We start from the raw sequence: 20230 nt of genomic DNA, 5'->3' as shown, positions 1-20230 counted from the left end.
TGGGTACAACCGTTCAGTCAGAGCTTGCCGGCGCCGGCCTTGGCCTTGACGTCTGCAGCGACTTTGTCCGCCGCCAGCGGTGTGTAGTTGTAAGGCGGGGTCCAGCCGATGCTTGCGGTCCAGGGGCAGGTCAAGGCGCTGCCATTGAGGGTCGAGCCGCTGTCGCGGTATACGCTGCCACCGTAGTCGCCGGCGATTTTGTCGCAGCCACTGATGCCGCTGATCTCGAACGCGTTTTTCTCGGAGAAGATTTTCGAGCCTTTGCCGACGCCATGCGCGTACGAGAAGGGGTAGACCTTATCGCTGGTGCTACCCACGTGGTAGTTGTTGTACAGGTGCACCTGGCCGAAGCGCACGCGCGGGGCGCGGGCCGAAATGTTCTCGAACAGGGAGTTGTGGATCGTCACCTTGAGCTTGCCGTCATCGGTGGTGCGGCTGTCGCTCGAACCGATCAGGTTGTTCTTCTCGTGGGACTTGAAGGCGGTGTACGAAATGGTCACGTAGTTGGCGCCGTTTTTCACGTCCAGGGCGCCGTCGTGGTGCTGTTTCGGGCGACCGTTAGCGGTGCCGTTCTGCGCATCGGTGCGGCGGCCGTCGGTGAAGGTGACATGGTCAACCCACACGTTGTTGGCGCCTTCGATGGTCAAACCATCGTATTCGGAGTTCCAGTTACCTTCCTTGCCATCATTGGCATCCCAGATCGGCTCTGGGTCCCAAGGGTTCTCGATGGTGAGGTTGCGAATGATCACGTCGTTTTCTTTGGCGTAGAAGAAACCTTCGCGGATTTCGGCGGTGCTGCTGGTGCCGACGATGGTGGTTTTGCCGGGAATATCCAGACGGCCACGCTTCTTCATATCCGCAGTCGTCGTATAAGCCTTGCCTTCACTGACGTCGATCACGCCGGTGATCTTGATGATGCGTCCGTTGGTTCCCACCGAAGCACTCAGTGCGGTTTTCAACTCGGCAGCGTTTTTGACCGTGTAGATGTTAGCCGCGGCAGCCTTGGAGCCGCCCTTGGTGCCGCCATTCTGAGTGGCCCAGCCGGTCGTGGCCGAATCCAGCCAAATGTCCGCAGCGTGAGCCGGCAAGCTGCCAAGCACGAGTACGCCGAAAATAGCACTGGCCAGTTTGCACGCGGTGAAGGTTGATGGTGTTGTCATGAATAATCAGATCCTTGATTAACTTGAGGTTTTAAACACGCACAGGTGTGGCGTGTTTCTCGAGCGGACGTCCGTGTCATCGGTGCAGCGAATCGAACGTCCGCTGCATGAGAAATACTATCATGTGTCGTTTTGTTGTCGTACAACTGAATGCGCTTTGATGTGCATTCATTCGCAAGTCGAGCGTTTTGTTCTTGATCAACAAGCCGGGCGTCCAACCACATGCCAGGCGTTACCAACCTGATCCGTGACCGCCAGGATCGCCTGCTCGAAGACCAACAGCGCCGACGCGCTGTCCGAAGGCGAGCGTACCAGCACTCTCCGGGGGACGGTGCAAGCGAGAATGTGTCGACAAGGGTCATGTAAATTTCCAGAAAAGAAATTTCGTGTGCAAGCGATAGTGTCTGATCAGGAATAGGGTCCAGTGGTTACTTTTTCTCAGGTCAGAGAGTCGTTTTTATGGGGGTTTTCTAATCCCGGTTTTGTACGATGGGAGTTTCGGCTTGATCGCTACCACGCTGGAGCGTGGGAACGATCCCTCGGTGTCAGCAGAAGGCCGTTTTATCGGGATGTTCGTCTGATTTGGAATGGGTTGTCAGGGCACCTGGCTAGCTGACAAACAATGGATCTGCTTATTCACAGAGGTGGAATGTGCCACGGACGAAAAAACCTCACCTGTTTTTGACGGTGGGGATGCTCATCGCTGTTGTTGCGGGTTACGGTTTTGCCGAAGATCAACTGGCAAGAATTGAAACGAGCGGAGGGCTGATCTTTTCGCTGAGAACGCCTGAATGTCGTGGTTATTTTGCAGCACACCCGTATGTGGCCAGGGGATATCTCGCGCATATGGCGCTGCTGGTCAAAGCTGCTCAAGGAACAACCTCAGCGGCCTGGCTGTATCTGTTATCCCGTCCGGGCGTGTACGCGATCATCAAGTAAAAGGGAGTTTCTAAATGGCACAAGGTGCAATGCCCCCAACCTTGTCCCCGGTTGGGTCAGTCGTTTTTTCACTCACACCGTTCGACTCACCGCTCTATGCACCCATTCCACCTCATCTTGCAACTCCAGGACTTGGCCATGAAAGCGCTCCAGTGAGGCGTGGTGGCCGACGCTGATCAGGATCGTATCCGGCAGCATGTCTTTGAGTAGCTGGTAACAACGCGCCTCATTGGCGGCATCCATCGCTGCGCTGCTCTCGTCTAGAAACAGCACCGCAGGGCGAGCCAGGAGTGCGCGTACGAAGGCACAGCGCTGTTGTTCGCCGAGGCTCAGGGTTTGCGCCCAGTCGCGTTCCTGGGCCAGTTGGGTGTCCAGGTGTTCCAGGCCGACTTGCCGCATGATCTGCTGCAACACGGCGTCCTGTTCCTCAGGGGCTGGGAGGGGGTACCACAGCGTCTCGCGCAAGCTGCCCAAGGGCAGATAGGTTTTTTGCGAGAGGGTGAGGGCGCGGTCGCGGTCATAGGCAACGGAGCCTGAAGCATGGTGCCAGAGGCCGGTGACGGCGCGAATCAGCGTGGACTTGCCGTATCCCGAGGGTGCCTTGATCAGTAGGCTGTCGCCGGGCTTGAGCGTCAGGTTGAAACCTTCAAACAGTCGTCGCCCGTCAGGCAGCCAGATGGCCAGGTTGCGAATGTGCAGGCCATCGGACCGTTGCGTCAGTACGACGTCGGAGTCGACCTTGACGTTATCCAGGCGGTTCTGGAAACCATCCAGCCGATCAACTACCGACTTCCATTCGGCCAGTTCCGGGAATACGCCAACCAGATAGGCCACGGCGGCATGCACTTCGCCAAACGCCGCGCTGATCTGGGTGAGACGACCAAGGGGGAAGGCCCCGGCGAAAAACTGCGGGGCCATGATGAACATCGGGATGACCGTGGCACTGCGCAGGTAGAAGGTCGAGTAACCCATGATCAGCTTCTGTTTTTTCACCAGGACCCAGAAGTTCTGCAAAGCCGCTTCCAGGCGCTGGTTGAAGCGCTGGCTTTCCACAGCCTCGCCCCGGTACTGGGCAACCGAATCGGCGTTCTCCCGCAGGCGCATCAATGAGAAACGGAAATCGGCCTCGCGCCGCTGCTGCACGAAGTTCAGATGGGGCAGGGCGCGGCCGAGCCAGAAGGCGAAACCGGTGCCCAACAGTGCGTAGAGCAACGCCACCCACACCAGCAGCCCAGGAATCACCAGGCCTTCATCGCCCCATGGAATGCTGACCAGGCCCGAGGCCTGCCAGAGAATATTCAGGAATGAAAAAAGCGACACCACCGCCGTCAGCAGCCCCAGGCTCAGCTTCAGCGACTTGATGATAAACAGGTCGATATCTTCGGCGATGCGCTGGTCGGGGTTGTCTACCTCGGTCTCCGTCAATTTCAGCTTCTGGTAGCGCTGGCTGTCGAGCCATTGCGCGAGCAGGTTGCGCGTCGACCAGCGTCGCCACAGCAAGGTCAGTTTCTGCTGAAAGTGAAACGCGCCGACGGTAAAGGCCGCCAGGCCGATCTGGAGCAGGATGAATTGCAGGCCGCCCAGCAGGAAGCCCGGGTAGTCCTTTTCCTGCAGTGCATTATAAAAATGCAGGTTCCAGAAATTATTGAGGATATTGACACCCACCAGGCACAGGTTCATCGCCACCGTGGCCAGCAGCAATAGCAGGGCCGGGTATTTCTGTTCGGAGGTCCAGAAAGGCCGTGCCAGGCGCCAGAAAGTGCGAAGTGTATGCATGGGGGCTGAAGAGGTCCGGTCGCTGGCGACGTTGAGTTTGCAGGATAGGGAGGATAGGATCTGCCAATGCTAATCGCTTGCATTCATAAGGGAAAGCGACAGGAGCCCCGTTATCGAATTTCCAGACTGGCTCAAGCAGGCATGGCCCCCCCTACAACGGGTCATCCAGCTTGAGCCGAATGACCAGCCTTTCCTCCCGTTGAGCCGCGTGGCCGAGCCTGCTTTACTGCAGCCCGTGCTGGCCGAGTTTGCCCAGCGTTATCCCGGCATCAACAAGCCGGCGGTGGTGTCGCAGTGGTCGATGAACTACATGAGCATCGTGGTGCCGGCAACCTTGGCCTGCGTGCTCACGCGCCAACAGGCGATCGACTTCTGGACGGATGACAACGTGTTGCGCCTGGATGCCGGGCAGCCCTTGGCGTTGCACTTCGCCAACTGCTTGCCGCCACTCACGCCGCCCGAACACGACCTCTACCTCTCGCGCTGGGTGCACGAGCACCTGGCACCGTTGTTCGCCACCCTGGCGGCGGCCGGTGGCTTGGCGCCGAAGATCCTGTGGGGTAATTTCGTCGCGATCTGGGACGGCGCGTTCGACCGGTTCGACCCCGACCTGTCCCGCCCAGGCTTTGCCGAGGTGCACCGCTGGCTGGAACCGGTCAGCGTCAACCACGGACGCTTGAAGTTGCGCGGCCTGCAACGCCAGGTGCCGTCGCCCGCACCGGACATTTGCCCGCGCCTGCCGCTGCGTCGCCATTGTTGCCTGCATTACCAACTGCACCCGCTGGTCGAGGGCGAGCCGCTGGTACTGTGCGAATCCTGCCCCAAATTGCACCGCATGCCCCTCGCGGAGCAGGTCAGCTACCTGCACTCCCTCTACGACTGAGCGGCACCGGCCGTCAATGGTGCTTCGCTCAGGCGCCCATGCTCAATGCGCAACAAGCGATCGGCAAGGCCGAAATAGGCATCGTCGTGGGAAATCACAATCACCAGTTTGCCGCGCGCGCGCAGGTCCGACAGGATGCGGGTGTAGAAGAAGTGCTTGAACACCGGGTCTTGGTCCGCTGCCCATTCATCGAACAGGTAGCACGGACGGTCATCCAGATAAGCACTGAGCAGCGCCAGGCGCTTACGTTGCCCGGTGGACAGCGCCAACGTGGTCAGGCGGCCCTGGTCGATTTGCACCTTGTGATCCAATTGCAGGTGCACCAGGTAATCCTGGGCCTGCTGCACCAACTGCGGGTCGTCGCCGTCGAACAGGTTTTCGAACAGGCAGAAGTCGGTAAAGATCGCCGAGAAGTGCTGTCGGAAATGGTGGTTGTCTTGGCTGGACGACACCTGCTCATCGAGCATCACGTCGCCGCTTTCCGGGCGATACAGACCGGTCAACAACAACGCCAGGGTGGTCTTGCCGCTGCCGTTGCCGCCGGTGATGAACACCGTCTCGCTCGCCTTCAAGGTGACGTTGATGGGCCCGAGGGTGAAGTGGCCGTCTTCGCGTTCGCGGTAGTAGGTGTGGGTCACATCGCGGCATACCAGGCTGCGCACCCGGGTCGGTGCGAAGGTTTCCAGGGTTTCGCTGGCACCCTGCATTTCGCCTTCCAGGGCGCGGATCTTGTTCAACGCCACGCTGGCGCGGCCCAGGGTCGGCAGCGCGTGCATCAACTCTGAGAGCGGAGTGATCATGTACAAAATCGCGAGGATATAGCCGGTGACCAGGCTCACGCTCAACTCGATAAAGTGCGGTGCGGCAAACAGCACCATGCCGATCAGCAGGTAGAACACCGCGTTGCCCCAGTTCAGCACCACGGCATAGATGCTCATGCCACGCACAAAGTCGCGACGGTATTGCTGGCTGACCGGCAGCAGCAGGCGCGTGAAGAAGTGCTGGCGACGCGGGTGATTGAGCTGCAGCTCCTTGCTGCCGTCGGTCAGCAAGCGGTAGTGCTCGAACAGCTGGTCCTTGAGTTCACGCGCGCGCGAGATCGACGTCAGCGCCCGGCGTTGCGGCCAGTTGAAACTCAGGCTGCCGAGCACGATCAGCAACACCGTCAAGCCCAGCAACGGCAAGCTCAGCCACCCCAGGTAACCCAGGCAAGCGATGATGATCCCGCCGTTGACCAGCAGGATCGGCACCAGCTCTACCGCCTGGCTGATGGTTTGCGTGTCATCGGTCAACATCGCCAGCAACCGGTGTTTGCCCAGGCGCTGCAATTGCGCATAGGGCGTGTCGATCAGCTTGGCGCTCAGGTGCAGGCGCATATCGTTGACCGCCGCCTGGCCCAGGCGCAGCAGGCTGATATCGGAAATAATCCGCGACACCGCCACCAGCAGCACCAGGCCACCGAAGTACAGGCCGTCAATCGGGCGCAGTTGATCGAACACCGTGAGGCTGTGGTTGATCATCGCGATCAACCCTGCTGCCGCAAGCCCGCAGGCCAGGCCGGTCAGCGTCGCCACCAACAGGGCGCGCCACGAGCGCTTGGCCATGAGAATCAGCAAATCCATTCAAACCGCTCCGTCTGTCGCCAGGGCCGCGAGGCCGACGACCAATTGTTGATGCACCGTGGGTTGTTCCAGGATGTTCAAGTGTTGCGCCTGCACCACGTCACGGAACCAAGGCCCGCTGCTGAGCTGTTCCCACTGCGGATCGGTAAAGTCCGCCGCTTGCAGGGTGGTATCGGCCCACCAGATATGCACCGGGCAGCTAAGCCGTGGCGGCTGGAAGCTGGCGAGCAACTGCTGCGTCTGTTGCTGGTAACCGAGGCGTGTGTGCAGGTGTTCCCAGCTGTCGCCCTCCAGTTGCAGGCCTTGCTGGTGTGCCCATTGCGCCAGCGCGGGCAGGCGCTCGGCGGCGGGCAGTGTAGCCAATCGTGCGATCAACGCGGTGGATACCGGCGCCGGCAAATTGCGCAGCCGCGCCTGGCTTTCCACCGTGAGCGCCTGCGCGGCCGAGTCCAGCAACGTCTCGACGCTGTCTTCCTCGGCCTGCCGCTGGTATTGCGAGTCGAGGATGCCGAGAAACGCCACCCGTTCGCCGCACTTTTCCAGCTGCGCCGCCGCAGTGATCGCCAGCAGCCCGCCGAGGGAAAACCCCAGCAAATGATACGGGCCGTGGGGTTGCTGCTGGCGCAGTTGCTCGACATACAGTGCCGCAAGGCTATCGATATTGCCATTGAGCGCCGTGCTGTCGTCGCCCAGATACGCCGCCTGCAAGCCCCACACTTGCCAGTCCGGCAGATGGGGCAGCAGCGCGCGGTAATCCTGCACATGGCCGGTGGATGGGTGGAAGCAGAACAGGTTAATGCCCGGTCCCGCCGCCGACAGCCGCACCAGCGGCGACAACGTGAACTGCGCCTGCACCAGCGCTGCAAATGCCGCCACGCTTGGCGCATTGAACACCGCATTCACCGTGACCGGTGCCGACAGTACCGTCTGCAAGCGGCTCGCCAGGCTCACCGCTGCCAGCGAGTGCCCGCCCAGGGCGAAGAAGTCATCCTCGATCCCCACCCGTTCCAGGCCCAGCACCTGTGCCCAAACCTCGGCGAGCAACGCCTCCAAGGGCGTACGTGGCAGAGCGCCGCCAACGTTGTCGAGCACCTTGTCAGCCCATTGCTGCAGGGTCTTGCGGTCGAGCTTGCCATTGCCCATCAACGGCAGCGCTTCAACGATACGCACGTTCGGTAGCATGTAATCCGGCAGACGGTCCTGCGCCTGGCCATGCAGGTGTGCCACCGTCACCGTGTGGCCTGGCGCCAGGGTCAGGAACGCAAACAGTTGCTGGCCCAGCTCACCTTTAGGCAGACACTCCACCGCCGCCTGGGCCACGCCCGGCAGGCTGGCCAACTGGGCCTGAATCTCGTCGAGCTCGACGCGGAACCCACGCACTTTGACCTGGCGATCGGTGCGCCCAGTGATTTCCAGGCTGGCGTCATGCCGATAACGCGCACGGTCACCGGTGCGGTACAGGCGCTCGCCATTGCGCTGGATAAAGCGCCCGTCGTCGTGTTGCGCATCAAGGTAGCCGCGCGCCAACTGCGGGCCGGCGATATACAGTTCAGCGTTTTGCCCAGGTGCGGCCAGTTGTTGCTGCTCGTCGAGCAGATACAGGCGAACGCCATCGAGGCGGTCGTCCAGGGGCAGGCGTCGGTAGTCACAGGCCGGATCGACCTTGTGCATCACCACCCCAACCGTGGTTTCGGTCGGCCCGTAGTGGTTCAGCACCGTCAGTGCCGGTGCGAATGCGCGGACCGATTGCAACAGGCGCCGCGAACAGGTTTCGCCGCCCAGGATCAGTTGCTTGCGCGGCAGCACGACGGCGCTTTGCGTGTGGATCAGCCAGGCGTCGAGCAACGACGGGACGATTTTCAAATGATCGATGGGGTACTGCGCCTGCCACGCGGCCCAAGCCTGGGCGTCCATGGCGGTGTCCTTGTCGATGATGTGCAGTTCGCCGCCGCTCAGCAGCGTCGGAAACAGCAGGGTGTAGCCCAGGTCCGCTGCCAGCGAAGTGACCACCGCACTGCGTTCACCGGCTTGCAGGTGCAGGCGCGAGGACACGCTCGACACGTAGCTGGCCAGTTGCGCATGTTCGACGATCACGCCTTTCGGCAAGCCGGTGCTGCCTGAGGTGAACAGCACGTAGGCGGCATCCCCGGGCTTTATGTCATGGGCAACGTCGGTCATGGGCGCCTGTTGCCAAACGGCGGTGTCGCGAATATCAAGGCTGCCCATCGATGCCAGCGCAGGTGGATCGCCGGCGGCACCGGTGAACACCCAGCGCGGCTGCGCCTGTTGCAGGATCGCCAGGGAGCGTTGTGTGGGCTGGTGCACGTCCAACGGTACAAACGCCGCGCCGCTCTTGAGCACGGCGAGCATCGCCAAGACCATCTGCGCCGAACGGTCCAGGTACAAGGCCACGCGATCTTCGCGGCCAATACCCTGGGCCATCAGGTAATGCGCCAACTGGTTGCTGCGCGCATGCAGTTCGGCGTAGCTCAGGTGCTGGCCGGCGTCGCGCAGCGCCAGGTGTTCGGCAACGCTGGTGGCACACGCGTTGAAGCGCGCCGGTACGCTGACAAAGGGCGGTGCGACCTGCTGCTGGCGAGCCGCCAGCGTTGCCGCAAAGCCCGCTGCGTGCAGTGACAGCTCGGCAAGGGGCTTGGCGGGATGGGTGAGGGCGTCGAGCAGCAGCGACTGCACTTGCTCCAGCAAGGTCTGCGCGGCCTGGATGCTGTAGTGCCGGGCTTGATGGCACAGCGTCAGGCGATAACCGTCGGCGCCCTGTGCTTCGGCCACCAGCAGCAGCTCCATGCCGGCGGGGATGGCATCGATCTCCAGCACCTTGAACGCGCTGTCCGCACGATCGAACCCAGGGCTCCACTGGAAACCATAAGGCGCGGCCTCAACCGGCAGCGAGTATTCCTGCCATTCGCCCGCCTGCTCGCAGAGCACTTGCAGCGTCGCCAGCGCCTGGGTGAATGGCCGCTCGACAGCCGGTTGCCACGGCAGAGGCAGGGCCTTGGCGAACAGGCCCCAGCAGTCGGCGAGTTCTTCATAGTCGTCACGGCAGTCATGCACCCAGTTCAGGGTGAGGGCCGCGTTGTCATTGGCGCTCAAGCGCTGCAACAACACGCCCCAGGCGGTCATCAACAGCTGCTCGGCAGGCGCGGCATGACGGTGCAACGCGGCGCTCAAGGCAGGATCGAGCATGACCCTGGTGGTCAGCGGCGTATCGGCCTGATCGCTACGCGCCTCGCGGTACAGCAACTCGGTAGCGGCCTGCTCGCCCAGCGCCAGGCCAGCCCAGTATTGCCGACCTTGTGCGGCGTCTTCATCCGCCTGCAAGTCGTGAATCCAGGCGCTGTATTGGGTGTAGGTCATGGCCTCGTCGTCAGGTATCGGCGCCTGTGCCGAACCCAACGCTTGCGCCAGACGCAGCAACGTCCCACGGTCGGCGGCCAGGGCGGGCACTTGCAATGTGACGCGGTAGACATCCGCCGCCAGCAATTGCACGTCGAGGCTGATGGCGCTGGACTGCGCGACGATTTGCAACGGCACCTGCAACCCCGGCTCAGGCCGTGTTTGCAGGCGCAGCGCATCATGAACGGCGCTCAGCGCTGCCAGCCGTTCACGCAGTTGTGCCAGTGCAGCGGCGCCGTGCACTTCCAGGGTCAGGCGTGCCGGCGGCGCGTTCGCCAGCCATTGGCTGCGTTGCTGTGGCGACAGGGCGAACGCCGCTTGGTAGTTGCTCATGCCTGCTCCCCTGCGCGATTCAGTTGTTCGCGGTTCATCATCTGGCCCATGGCGACGCAGATCTTGCGCTCGCCCTCAAACGGGTCGCGGGCATGCGCCACCAGCATATTGTCGAGCATCACCATGTCGCCTTTTTGCCAGTCGAAGCGCACCGCACAGGCCTCGTACGCCGCACCGATCACGTCCATCACCGCATCCTCGATCACACTGCCATCGCCGTAATACACATTGCGCGGCAGGTTGCCGGCGCCAAACAGGTTAATCAGGTTGCTGCGCACCTCCGCTTCCAGGCAGGCGCTGTGATGCAGTTGCACCTGGTTGAAGAACGACGCCTCACCGGAATCCGGGTGCGCGACGATCGCCGGGCAGTGCTGGGCAATCTTCAGGTTGTCGTCTCCCAGCCATTCCCACTGCATGCCCGATAGCAAGCATTGGCGTTCAACCTCTTCACGCTGCTCGGTCTTGAAGAAGTCCTGCCAGCGCACATCCAGCTTGTCGGTGAAGTGCCGCACATACAGCAGGCCCAATGCTTTGAAGCGCTCAACGATGGCCGGCGGCAATTGCGCCAGCACTTGGCGGCAATCGACGATCGGCGTGCAACCACCGCGTGGTGCCGGGATCTCGCAGAAGAACCACTGCTTGCGTGGCCATTGCGGCAGGTGTGAGCTCTCGTTGTGGAACAGAATCATGTGTTGTTCCGGGTACGGCGTGGAGTGGTAGATGTTCTTGCCGGATTTATTCTTCGGCAGGTCGCCATAGGTGCCGTACAAGTCCGGCTCGATGGCCTGGGCGAACTGCTCGAAGGCGCTCGCGTCCGGCAGGTTGAAGCCACGGAACAACAGACCACCATGGGTGCGCAGTTGCACATTGATCCACTCGCGGGCCTGTACGGCCCAGTGCACTGGGTCCAAGTCGGCCAGCAGTGGTTCGATCACCAGGGGCAGGGGTTGGCCGTCGCTCAAGGTCCGCGTGCGCACCTGTTCGTGGGCGAGTTGGCTCACAGCGGTGGCGCGGGTGGTTTTCAGCTTGCTCATTTTCGACAGCTTGCGCGCGCTGCGTGCCTGGGCGTCGTCGGTTGCAACGGGTTCAGGTTGGGTGTTGCCTGCCAGGCGCCACACCCAGTCTTGCAGGTTCAGGTTGTCCAGCAGGGCCTGGAAACCGTGCTCAAGATCAGCCACGGTCTGGGCGCTCAACACGCTGGTGCGATAGACCCAGCGTACAGTCAGGCCGTTCTCGTCTTCCTCGACAAACACCGCGAGGTCGAATTTGCTGGTTTCCTGCTGCGGCGCCAGGTGTTCCACCGCCAGGCCCGACAGGCTGGCCGTGCCCTGCGGCGTGTTCTGCATCACGAACAGCACCTGCACCAGCGGGTTGACGCCAGGCGTACGTGGCGGTTGCAACGTCTCGACCAGTTTGTCGAACGGCACCTGCTGGTGCTGGAAGGCGGCGAGGCAGTCCTCGCGCAGGCGTTGCAGGCGGTGATCAAAGGTGTCGCTGTCGTCAAGGCGTGCGCGAATCGGCAGCACGTTGACGAAGAAGCCGATCAACGGCTCCAGCGCCGAGTGCTCGCGGTTGGCCAGGTCGGTGCCGACGATAAAGTCGTTCGCACCGGTCGCCCGTTGCAAGAGGCTGTTGAAGGCATTGAGCAACACCATGAACAACGTGGCCTTGTGCTGTTGCGCATACGCCTTGAGCACCTGGGTGTGTGCCGGGCTGAACTGCTGGGTCAACGCCGCACCTTGGTAATCCGGCTGCGTCGGACGCGGCGCATCCAGCGGCAACGCGATCAAGGTCGGTGCGCCGTCGAGCTGGCGCCGCCAATAGTCAATCGCCCGCGCCAACTGACGTTGTTGGGGTTCGCTGCGTTGCCACTGGGCGTAGTCGGCGTACTGGATCGGCAGCGCCGGGAGGGTTGGGTTCACGCCGCTGGCGTAGGCCTGGTAGCCGGTGATCAGTTCCTGGATCAGGATGCCCATGGACCACGCGTCGGTGGCGATATGGTGCAACACCAGTTGCAGCACGTGATCATCCGTACCCAGGTGAAGCAGGTGAGCCCTTAGCATCGGCGCCTGTTGCAGGTCGAACGGCTGCGCCGATTGCCGGTCAATCACGCTTTGCAGGGCGTGCGACTCGACGTTGACCGGTGTGAGGTCAAGGGTCGGTGCTTCGTTGATGACTTGGCACGGCTGCTCGCCTTTCAAGTGGAAGGTGGTGCGCAGCGCTTCATGCCGCTCCAGCACACGCTGCAACGCCTGTTGCAGAGCCGCGATGTCGAGCGCGCCGCGCAGGCGCACCACGCTGGACATGTTGTAGGCCGCATTCGGCCCTTCGAAGCGGTCGAGGAACCACAGGCGTTGCTGGGCGTACGACAACGCCAGCGTCTGGTTACGCGGCACCGGCACGATCTCGCTGTCATCCGACACCTGGGCCTGCTGATCGACCGCCTGCGCCAATTGCGCCAGGGTGCCGCCTTCGAACAAGGTGCGCAGCGGCAGGCTGACGTTCAAGCGACGACGAATGCGCGAGAGCATCTGCGTGGCCAGCAACGAATGCCCACCGATGGCGAAGAAGTCGTCGTGCACACCGACGCCGGCCACGCCGAGAAGGTCCTGCCACAGCTCGGCGAGGACTTTTTCCGTCGGCGTACGCGGCGCGACCACCACGCCTTGCGCCGGTTCGGCCTGCTGCACATCCAGCGCCGCCAGCGCGCGCCGGTCGACCTTGCCGTTGGCGTTCAGCGGCAGTTGCGCGAGTGCCAGCCAGCGTGCCGGCACCATATAGCTCGCCAGTTGCCGCTCCAGGTACGCGGTGAGTAGGGATTGCGCGGTTTGCCCGCCGAGTTCGGCGGCGGCATCGAGGACATACCAGGCCACCAGTTGCAACGCGCCACGGGCGTCGGGCAACGCCAATACCGCCGCGCTGTCGACTGCCGGATGCTGCATCAGGCGATTTTCGATCTCGCCCAGTTCGATACGATAACCACGGATCTTCACCTGCTGGTCGCGGCGGCCGAGGTATTCAATCACCCCATCGGCGCGCAGGCGGCCGATATCGCCGCTGCGGTACAGACGCGCCCCCGTCTGGAAGGGATGCGCGACAAAGGCTTCGCGAGTGCGTTGCGGGTCGCCCAGGTAACCACGCCCGACACCGACGCCACCGATGCACAGTTCGCCCGGTACGCCGATCGGCACGCAGCGCAGGTCGGCATCCAGGACAAACACCTGGTTGTTGGCCGTCGGGCGGCCAATGGGCATGTGCAGGCAGTCGTCGCTCGGCGCCTCGGTAATCGGGTAGAACGCCACGTCATCCGAACACTCGGCGGGGCCGTAGGCGTTCATCAAAGGGATCGATGGGAAGCGTGCGAACCAATCCTGTGCCAGCGTCGGCGGCAGTGCCTCGCCGGTGGGCAGCAGCCAACGCAGGCTGGCCAGGTGGTCTTGTGCACGCACCTCCTGAAGCATGCCGCGGATCAGCGCCGGCACGGTTTCCAGCAGGGTCAACTGCTGCGCCTGGACCGCATCGAGCAAGGCCAGCGGGTCATGGGCCTGGGCGTCCGGCAGGATGTGCACACACGCGCCCACCAGCGGTGCAGCGAGGAACTGCCACACGCAAATGTCGAACGCAGGCGAAGCGGTCTGTGCGAGGCGGTCATGTTCACCCAGGCCCAGGGCCGGGACTTTGCCGAAGATGTTATTGAGCATGCCGCGCTGTTCAACCATGACGCCTTTTGGCGTGCCGGTGGAGCCAGAGGTGAAAATCACGTAGGCCAACTGGTCGGGGATGTGAACGTAGTCGACCGACGGCTTGACCTCGCCTTGCCACAGTGTCTGGGCGACCAGGCACCTCGGCTGCTTGAGGAGCTGCGGCAGCACGCCATCGAGCACGGCGGTGGCCTTGTCGCACACCAGCACCAGTGGCGCTTCACCCAAGCTCAGCAGTTCGGCCAGGCGTGTGGCCGGCTGTTGGATGTCCAGCGCCTGGAAGGCGGCACCGGCCTTGAGTGTACCGATCATCAGCGTCAGCAGCGCCAGGCCACGTTCGGCGAACAGCGCCACCAGGGTTTCCGGGCCTGCGCCGGCGGCTTGCAAGGCATGGGCGACGGCGTTGGCGCGACGGTCCAGCTCGGCGTAGGTCAAGGATTCGTGCAGGTGCACCGCAGCAATCTGTTGTGGCCGGCGGCGCACCTGCTCGGCGAACAGCGCGGCGTAGCCTTGATCCAGCGGGAAATCGACCTCGCTGCGGTTCCACTCCACCTGCAGTTGCTCGCGTTCGCTGGCCGACAGCATGTGCAGCGTGCCCAGTGGCGCTTCTGGCGCGTCGAGCATGCTCGACAGCAATTGCACCAAGTGCCCGAGCATGCGCTGCACAGTGTCGGTGCTGAAGCGCTGGCTGTCATAGGACAGGCGAATGCCCAAGCGATCACCGGGGTACAGCACCACCGTCATCGGGAAGTTGGTGTGCACCCGATCTTCATAGATATCGATACTGAAGGCATCCAGTTGCACGCTGCTGATATCCAACGGTGCGTTTTCGAACACCACCAGGCTGTCGAACAACGGCTGGCCGCGCGGCACGTTGCTGCTGCGCTGGATATCCACCAGCGAAGCGCTTTCGTGCTCACGCAGGCGTGCGTTGTGCGACAGCAGGGCTTGCAGCCAGGCCCCGACTGGCGCTTCAGGATCGACGTCGATGCGCAGGGGCAGGCTGTTGATGAACAGGCCGACCATTTCTTCCACCCCCGCCAGATCGGTGGGGCGACCGGCCACGGTGACGCCGAACAGCACGTCGCGGTTGCCGCTGTAACGCGACAGCAGCAGTGCCCAGGCGCCCTGGATCCAGGTGTTGGGCGTCAGTTGGTACTGCTGGCACAGCTGCTGCAAACGTTGGGTCTGGCTGATGCTCAGGGTCTGGTCGACGTCGCCGACCTGTTCCGGCGCCTGCTCCGGGCGGGCGAGGGCACCGTCCACATGCAGCGGCGTCGGCTCGCTGAAACCGGCCAGGTCGGCTTGCCAAAAGGCGTGCGCGGCCGCCATGTCCTGGCGCTCCAGCCAGCTCATGTAGCCACGGAACGAACGCAAGCGCGGGCGCGCCACCGGCTCCTGGCGCACGACGGCCTGATAGATCGCCAGCAGGTCTTCCATCAGCAGGCCGAAGCACCAGGCATCGGTGAGGATATGGTGGAAGCTGCGCACCACCGCAAACCGCTGCTCATCGAGCTGGAACACCCGCAGGTGAGTTAAGGGCGCGCTGCTCATGTCAAAGCCCTGCACGCGCTGGGCTTCCAGGGCCTGGTCCATGGCTTGGCGCTGCTGCGCGTCATCCAGGTGACGCACGTCTTGCCAGTCGAACGCCGGGGCGGTCTTGCGATACACGCATTGCAGCGGTTCGTGGTCGTCCTGCCACCAGAACGCGGTGCGCATCATCGGGTGACGGTCGAGAAACAGTCGCCAGGCGGTTTCCATGGCCGTGCGTTGCAATACGCCGTCCCAGCTGTAGCGCTGTTGCATCAGGTAGATGCCGCTGTGGGGTTGCAGCAACGTGTGCAGCAGCATGCCTTGTTGCATCGACGACAGCGGGTAGACGTCTTCGAGATTCGGCCAATCCAGCGGTTCGCCCGCGAGGGTTGTGGCCTGCTTGTGGCAAAGCGGGAAGGCTTCGCTGGCGGGGCGCAGGTCAGGCTCGGCGAGCAGGGCCGCCAGGGCGCTGAGGCGTTCGGCCAGTTGCGGTGCCCAGTCGGCGGCCAGCGCGCCTTCGACACGCAGGTGCAGTTGGTCGTCCTGCCAATGCGCATCGATGCGCAAGGCATGGGACGAAGCCCCTGGCGTATTGGCGGCGGTGATCTGTGCCAGCAGGCCTCGCTGTTCACGGTGGCTGTCGAAATCGCCGCGCCAGTGCACGGCAATCGGTGCCGCCGGCAAATCGCGCAGGGGGTCTTGCAGGTAGGTGTTGTCCGACAGATAGCGCAGCGCACCATAGTCAACGCCGTGTTGCGGGTAGGCGCGCAGTTGTGCGGCCACCGATTGCAGGCGTTGCAGCGCAGTCGCGCCGGCGGCTTGCAGGAACACCGGTACTGCCAGGTCCAGCGCACCGACGATCAGTGCTGGCTCAAGGTCGGCAAGTACCAGGGGCGCCGCCACCGGCAGACGTTCGGTGGCAGGGCGTGCGGCGTACAGGTCCAACGCCAACAGACCGTCGCCGCACTGTTCGGCCACGACAGTGGCCAACAGGCTGTTCCAGTCCAGGTGCAGAACATCGGTAAGGCGTTTCAGTTCGCTGGAGGTCGCGGCGCTCACGCTCTGCTCGACCACGCTGCTCGGCTGGTGGCTGTCAGGCAGTTGCAGCGTGTCCAGCCCGGCGTATTGCAGCCAGTGTTCCCAAGCCTCGTCGAGTGCATCGCTCTCGGCATGCGCTTGCTGATGGCGTGTCCATTGGGTGAAGTTGCCACCGGTGTAGGGCAGCCGCACCGGCCGTTGCAAGCGTAGTTGTGCCAGCGCCAGATTGAGGTCCGTCAGCAGCAACGACCAGGAGCTCTCATCCACGCACAGCGGGTGCGCGGCCAATAACAGGTGCTCGCCGAGCAGGCTGGCATGCAGACTTTGGCCTGCCCGCAGGTCAAGCGTGTCGACCCCCGCCTGGGCCAGTGCGTGCAGCTGCGCCGGGTGGTAGTCGCCGGACGTGATCGCGGCCGCCTTGGGGGCGACCAGCACACGCTGTTGCCCGTCCGCGTCGAACGCGAGGCGCAGCGCCTGGTGATGCTGTTGCAAGGCGCCAAGGGCCTGGCTGAGCAGGTCGCGATCAAGCGGTTGCGCCAGTGCCACGCAACGCCAGGTGGCGGTCAATGGGCCTTGTTCCAGGCGCGCGCGTTGGCCGGCACTCAGGGGCAACGCATAGCCATCGGCGAGCTGTTCGGCAACGGCATGGCTGGCGTCGGCGCCCAGCACACGGGCGATATCGGCGATGGTGCGGTTCTCGAACAGCTGCCGTGGCGTGAGCTTGAGCCCTTGCTGGTTGGCCCGCGCGATGATTTGCAGGTTGAGGATCGAATCTCCGCCGATGGCGAAGAAGTTATCGTGCACGCCGACCTGTTCGCGTTTGAGCACGTCCTGCCAGATCGCCGCCAGCAACGTTTCTACTTCATTGCGCGGGGCGACGTGGGTGGCGCTGTCATCGCCGGTGGTGGGTGGCAGCGGCAGGCGCTGTGCATCGACCTTGCCGTTACGGGTCAGGGGCAGTTCATCCAGGGTGATGAAGTGCGCGGGCACCATGTAATCCGGCACGCGGTTGCCGAGGTCATTGCGCAGCTTGAGGGCCGACAGCGACTGGCTGGCCACCAGGTAGGCGACCAGGCGCAGGCTGCCGTCCAGTTCCAGCGCGCGCACCACGACCTGTTCGATCAGCGGCGACAGGCGCTTGATCTGCGCCTCGACTTCTCCCAACTCCAGACGGTTGCCACGAATCTTCACCTGGCTGTCGACCCGGCCGAGGAACGCCAGCTGGCCGTCCACCAACCAGCGCACGCGGTCACCGGTGCGGTACCAGCGGTTTTGCTGCTCATCGCGCAGGAAGCGCTCGGCGCTCAGGTCGTCACGGTGCAAGTAGCCACGGGCGAGGGCGCCGCTGATCAGCAGCTCACCGCTCACCCCTGTCGCCACCTCGCGACCCTGTGCATCCACCACCCGCAATTGACGATTGGGCAGGGGTCGGCCCAAGGCAATGCTGCGCTGACCCGGCGTGAGTTCGGTGGCAATTGCGCCGACTGTCGCTTCACTCGGACCATAATGGTTGAACACCCGCAGGCCCGGTGCCAGGCCGTTGACCTGCGCCAGCAGCGCCGGGCTCAGCGCGTCGCCGCCAAATACCAGCAGCGACCGGGGCAACAAACGTGCATCCGGCAACGCCTGCAACAGGCCGCTCAGATGACTCGGGGTGATTTTCAGCACGTCCACCGGGTGCTGGCTGAACAGCTCCGCCAGGGCCAATGGGCTGAAACCGCTCTCGTCATCCACCAGCAACAGGCTGCCACCGCTGCACAGCGCGCCGAACAGTTGAGTGTGGCCAAGGTCGGCGGCAATGCTCGACAGCAGGCCGTAGCGGGCGGCGGCGGGCGGCTTGAGCACGCTGTGCACCGCCGTCAGGTAGTCGACGATTGCCCGGTGCTCGACCACCACCCCTTTTGGCGTGCCGGTGGAGCCCGAGGTGTAGATGACGTAGGCGGCGTCATCCAGGCTGTGGGCGACGGCGGGCGAGGTACCCGGCTGCGCGGCGATGGCCTCGGCCTGTTCGGCCAGGCTCAGCAACGGCGTGTGCTCGGCCAAGCGTGCCAACAAGGGCGAAGCTGTCGCGCCGATCAGTAGGGCGGCGCGGCTGTCTTGCAGCACATCGGCCAGGCGTCCGGCGGGTTGTTTCAGGTCCAGCGGCAGGTAGGCGGCACCCGCCTTGAGCGTGGCGAGCAAGGCGATGACAAAGTCGGCGCTGCGCTCAAGCGCGAGGGCGACCAGGCTGTGGTGGCCGATGCCTTCGGCGCGCAGGTGATGGCTGAGGCGGTTGGCGCGCTGGTCCAGCTCGGCGTAACTGAGTACGCCTTCACGGTCGAGAATCGCCGGTTGGTCCGGGGCGGCGGCGACCTGTTGTTCAAAGCGCTGGTGCAGGCACGCCTCAGGCACAGCCAGCGGCGTACCACACCCCAGGGCTTGCAACTGCTGGCGTTCGTCAGCCCCCATCCAATCAAGTTCGCCCACACGGCATTGAGGTTGCGCGGCCATGGCCAATAGCACGTTGCGCAACTGCGCCGACAGCAGGGTGATTTCGGCGTCACTGAAACGGCTGCGGTTGTAGCTGAACAGGTAGTGCAACTGTTCGCCCGGCACCACGATCAGCGACAGCGGGAAATGGTTGCGCCCTTGGGTCAGGACCAGCCCATCGGTGGCCTGCTCACGGTTCGGGTCGGCGAAGCTCAAGCCGCCGGCGTCCTGGTTGAGCGCATCGGTGACCGGAAAATTTTCGAACACCAGGATCGAATCGAACAACGCCTGCTCCGCCGCGATCTTGCTCATCGACTTGAGCTTGCCCAGGGGCAGGTAGGCGTGGTGGCGCAAGTCGCTGTTGGCGTGCTGCAACTGTTGCAGCCAGTCCACCAGCGCTGGGCCGTCGGCCCATTGCACACGCAGGGGCAGGGTATTGATGAACAGCCCGACCGTGCTGTCGACGGCCGCGAGGTTTTCCGGGCGACCGGCCACAGTCACGCCGTAGATCACGTCGTCGCGCCCGGCGTGTTGGCCGAGCAAGAGGGCCCAGGCACCTTGGATCAGGGTATTGAGCGTCAAGTGATGGCGACGGGCGAACTGTGCCAATTGCTCGGTTTCGTCGGCACTCAGGCGGTTTTCCCGTTCGGCGCACGGTGCGTCGGTCGGGGGAACCAGGCGCAGGCCGAAATCGGGCAGCGGCGTCGGTTCGCTGACGTCTTGCAACTGGTTACGCCAAAAACTTTCGGTGGCGGCCATGTCCTGTTCCGCCAGCCAGGCGATGTAGTCGCGATAGGCGCGAGTCGGCGCCAGATTGGCCGGGCGGCCATGGGCGTGTTCGTAGTAGAGCGCCAGCCATTCCTGGATCGCAATGCCGACGCTCCAGCCGTCCATGATGATGTGGTGGAAGGTCCAGATCAGGTGCCAGCGCTGCGGCTCCAGGCGCACCAGGGTCAGGCGCATCAGGGGCGAGTCATTCAGCTCCAGCGGTTGTGCGCGTTGTTCCAGGGCCAATTGCTGCAGCGCGGTTTTCGGGTCGGCGTGGCCTTGCCAGTCCAGCTCGCTCAGGGGCAACCCGACGTCGGTTTGCACCACCTGATAAGCGTCGTCGAGGTCTTCCCACAAAAACGCGCTGCGCAACACGGCGTGGCGTTGCATCAGCGCCTGCCAGGCCGCGCGAAACGCCGGCAATTGCAGCGGGCCGTTCATCTCCAGGCTCAGTTGCTGGTAATACACCCGGGAGTCCGGCTCGACCACGCTGTGAAACAGCAAACCATGCTGGGTCGGCGATAAGGAGTAGATGTCTTCGATGTTGTTCATTGTTGTGCGATCCATTTCAAATGCTTGGGGAAGACGGCCAGC

The 20230-nt window shown here is 63.3% G+C and carries 7 protein-coding genes; 2 read left to right on the top strand and 5 right to left on the bottom strand.

Annotated features, from left to right (window positions below):
• Positions 1 to 17: 17 nt before the first annotated feature.
• The gene (locus K7431_RS02160) at positions 18 to 1160 is read right to left on the bottom strand and encodes a pectate lyase family protein (protein WP_012724392.1); all 1143 of its coding nucleotides are present in this window, start codon (positions 1158 to 1160) and stop codon (positions 18 to 20) included.
• A 651-nt stretch (positions 1161 to 1811) separates the two neighbouring features.
• Between K7431_RS02160 and K7431_RS02155 the strand changes: the two genes are divergently transcribed.
• On the top strand, positions 1812 to 2099 hold the full coding sequence (locus K7431_RS02155; protein ID WP_148270920.1) for a hypothetical protein: 288 nt from the start codon (positions 1812 to 1814) through the stop codon (positions 2097 to 2099).
• A gap of 72 nt (positions 2100 to 2171) precedes the next feature.
• Here the strand turns inward: K7431_RS02155 and K7431_RS02150 are convergent, their stop codons facing one another.
• The gene (locus K7431_RS02150; RefSeq protein ID WP_012724391.1) at positions 2172 to 3875 is read right to left on the bottom strand and encodes an ABC transporter ATP-binding protein/permease; all 1704 of its coding nucleotides are present in this window, start codon (positions 3873 to 3875) and stop codon (positions 2172 to 2174) included.
• A gap of 199 nt (positions 3876 to 4074) precedes the next feature.
• Between K7431_RS02150 and fhuF the strand changes: the two genes are divergently transcribed.
• On the top strand, positions 4075 to 4758 hold the full coding sequence (fhuF, locus tag K7431_RS02145) for a siderophore-iron reductase FhuF (protein WP_012724390.1): 684 nt from the start codon (positions 4075 to 4077) through the stop codon (positions 4756 to 4758).
• Here the strand turns inward: fhuF and K7431_RS02140 are convergent.
• Genes K7431_RS02140 through K7431_RS02130 form a run of 3 tightly spaced genes read right to left on the bottom strand, consistent with a single transcriptional unit; the run spans position 4749 to position 20188 of the window.
• Positions 4749 to 6380 carry a cyclic peptide export ABC transporter gene (locus K7431_RS02140; RefSeq protein ID WP_012724389.1) on the bottom strand — a complete coding sequence of 544 codons (1632 nt, stop codon included), beginning with the start codon at positions 6378 to 6380 and terminating at the stop codon, positions 4749 to 4751. The two genes, fhuF and K7431_RS02140, sit on opposite strands and share 10 nt — an antisense overlap.
• The gene (locus tag K7431_RS02135) at positions 6381 to 10127 is read right to left on the bottom strand and encodes a non-ribosomal peptide synthetase (RefSeq protein ID WP_012724388.1); all 3747 of its coding nucleotides are present in this window, start codon (positions 10125 to 10127) and stop codon (positions 6381 to 6383) included.
• The gene (locus K7431_RS02130) at positions 10124 to 20188 is read right to left on the bottom strand and encodes a non-ribosomal peptide synthetase (protein ID WP_043205381.1); all 10065 of its coding nucleotides are present in this window, start codon (positions 20186 to 20188) and stop codon (positions 10124 to 10126) included. The genes K7431_RS02135 and K7431_RS02130 overlap by 4 nt, the downstream gene beginning before the upstream one ends.
• Between the last annotated feature and the right edge of the window lie 42 nt (positions 20189 to 20230).

Origin of the sequence: Pseudomonas fluorescens group sp. (genome assembly GCF_020093335.1) — a bacterium.
Lineage (GTDB): Bacteria > Pseudomonadota > Gammaproteobacteria > Pseudomonadales > Pseudomonadaceae > Aquipseudomonas > Aquipseudomonas petroselini.
The sequence above is the reverse complement of the archived record's forward strand: the minus strand, read 5'-3'. Positions and strand labels throughout refer to the sequence as shown.

Excerpts from the sequence above, each read along its gene's own strand:
- K7431_RS02150 (WP_012724391.1), bottom strand. The coding sequence starts at position 3,875 with ATGCATACACTTCGCACTTTCTGGCGCCTGGCACGGCCTTTCTGGACC.
- K7431_RS02130 (WP_043205381.1), bottom strand. The coding sequence starts at position 20,188 with ATGAACAACATCGAAGACATCTACTCCTTATCGCCGACCCAGCATGGT.
- K7431_RS02160 (WP_012724392.1), bottom strand. The coding sequence starts at position 1,160 with ATGACAACACCATCAACCTTCACCGCGTGCAAACTGGCCAGTGCTATT.
- K7431_RS02140 (WP_012724389.1), bottom strand. The coding sequence starts at position 6,380 with ATGGATTTGCTGATTCTCATGGCCAAGCGCTCGTGGCGCGCCCTGTTG.
- K7431_RS02135 (WP_012724388.1), bottom strand. The coding sequence starts at position 10,127 with ATGAGCAACTACCAAGCGGCGTTCGCCCTGTCGCCACAGCAACGCAGC.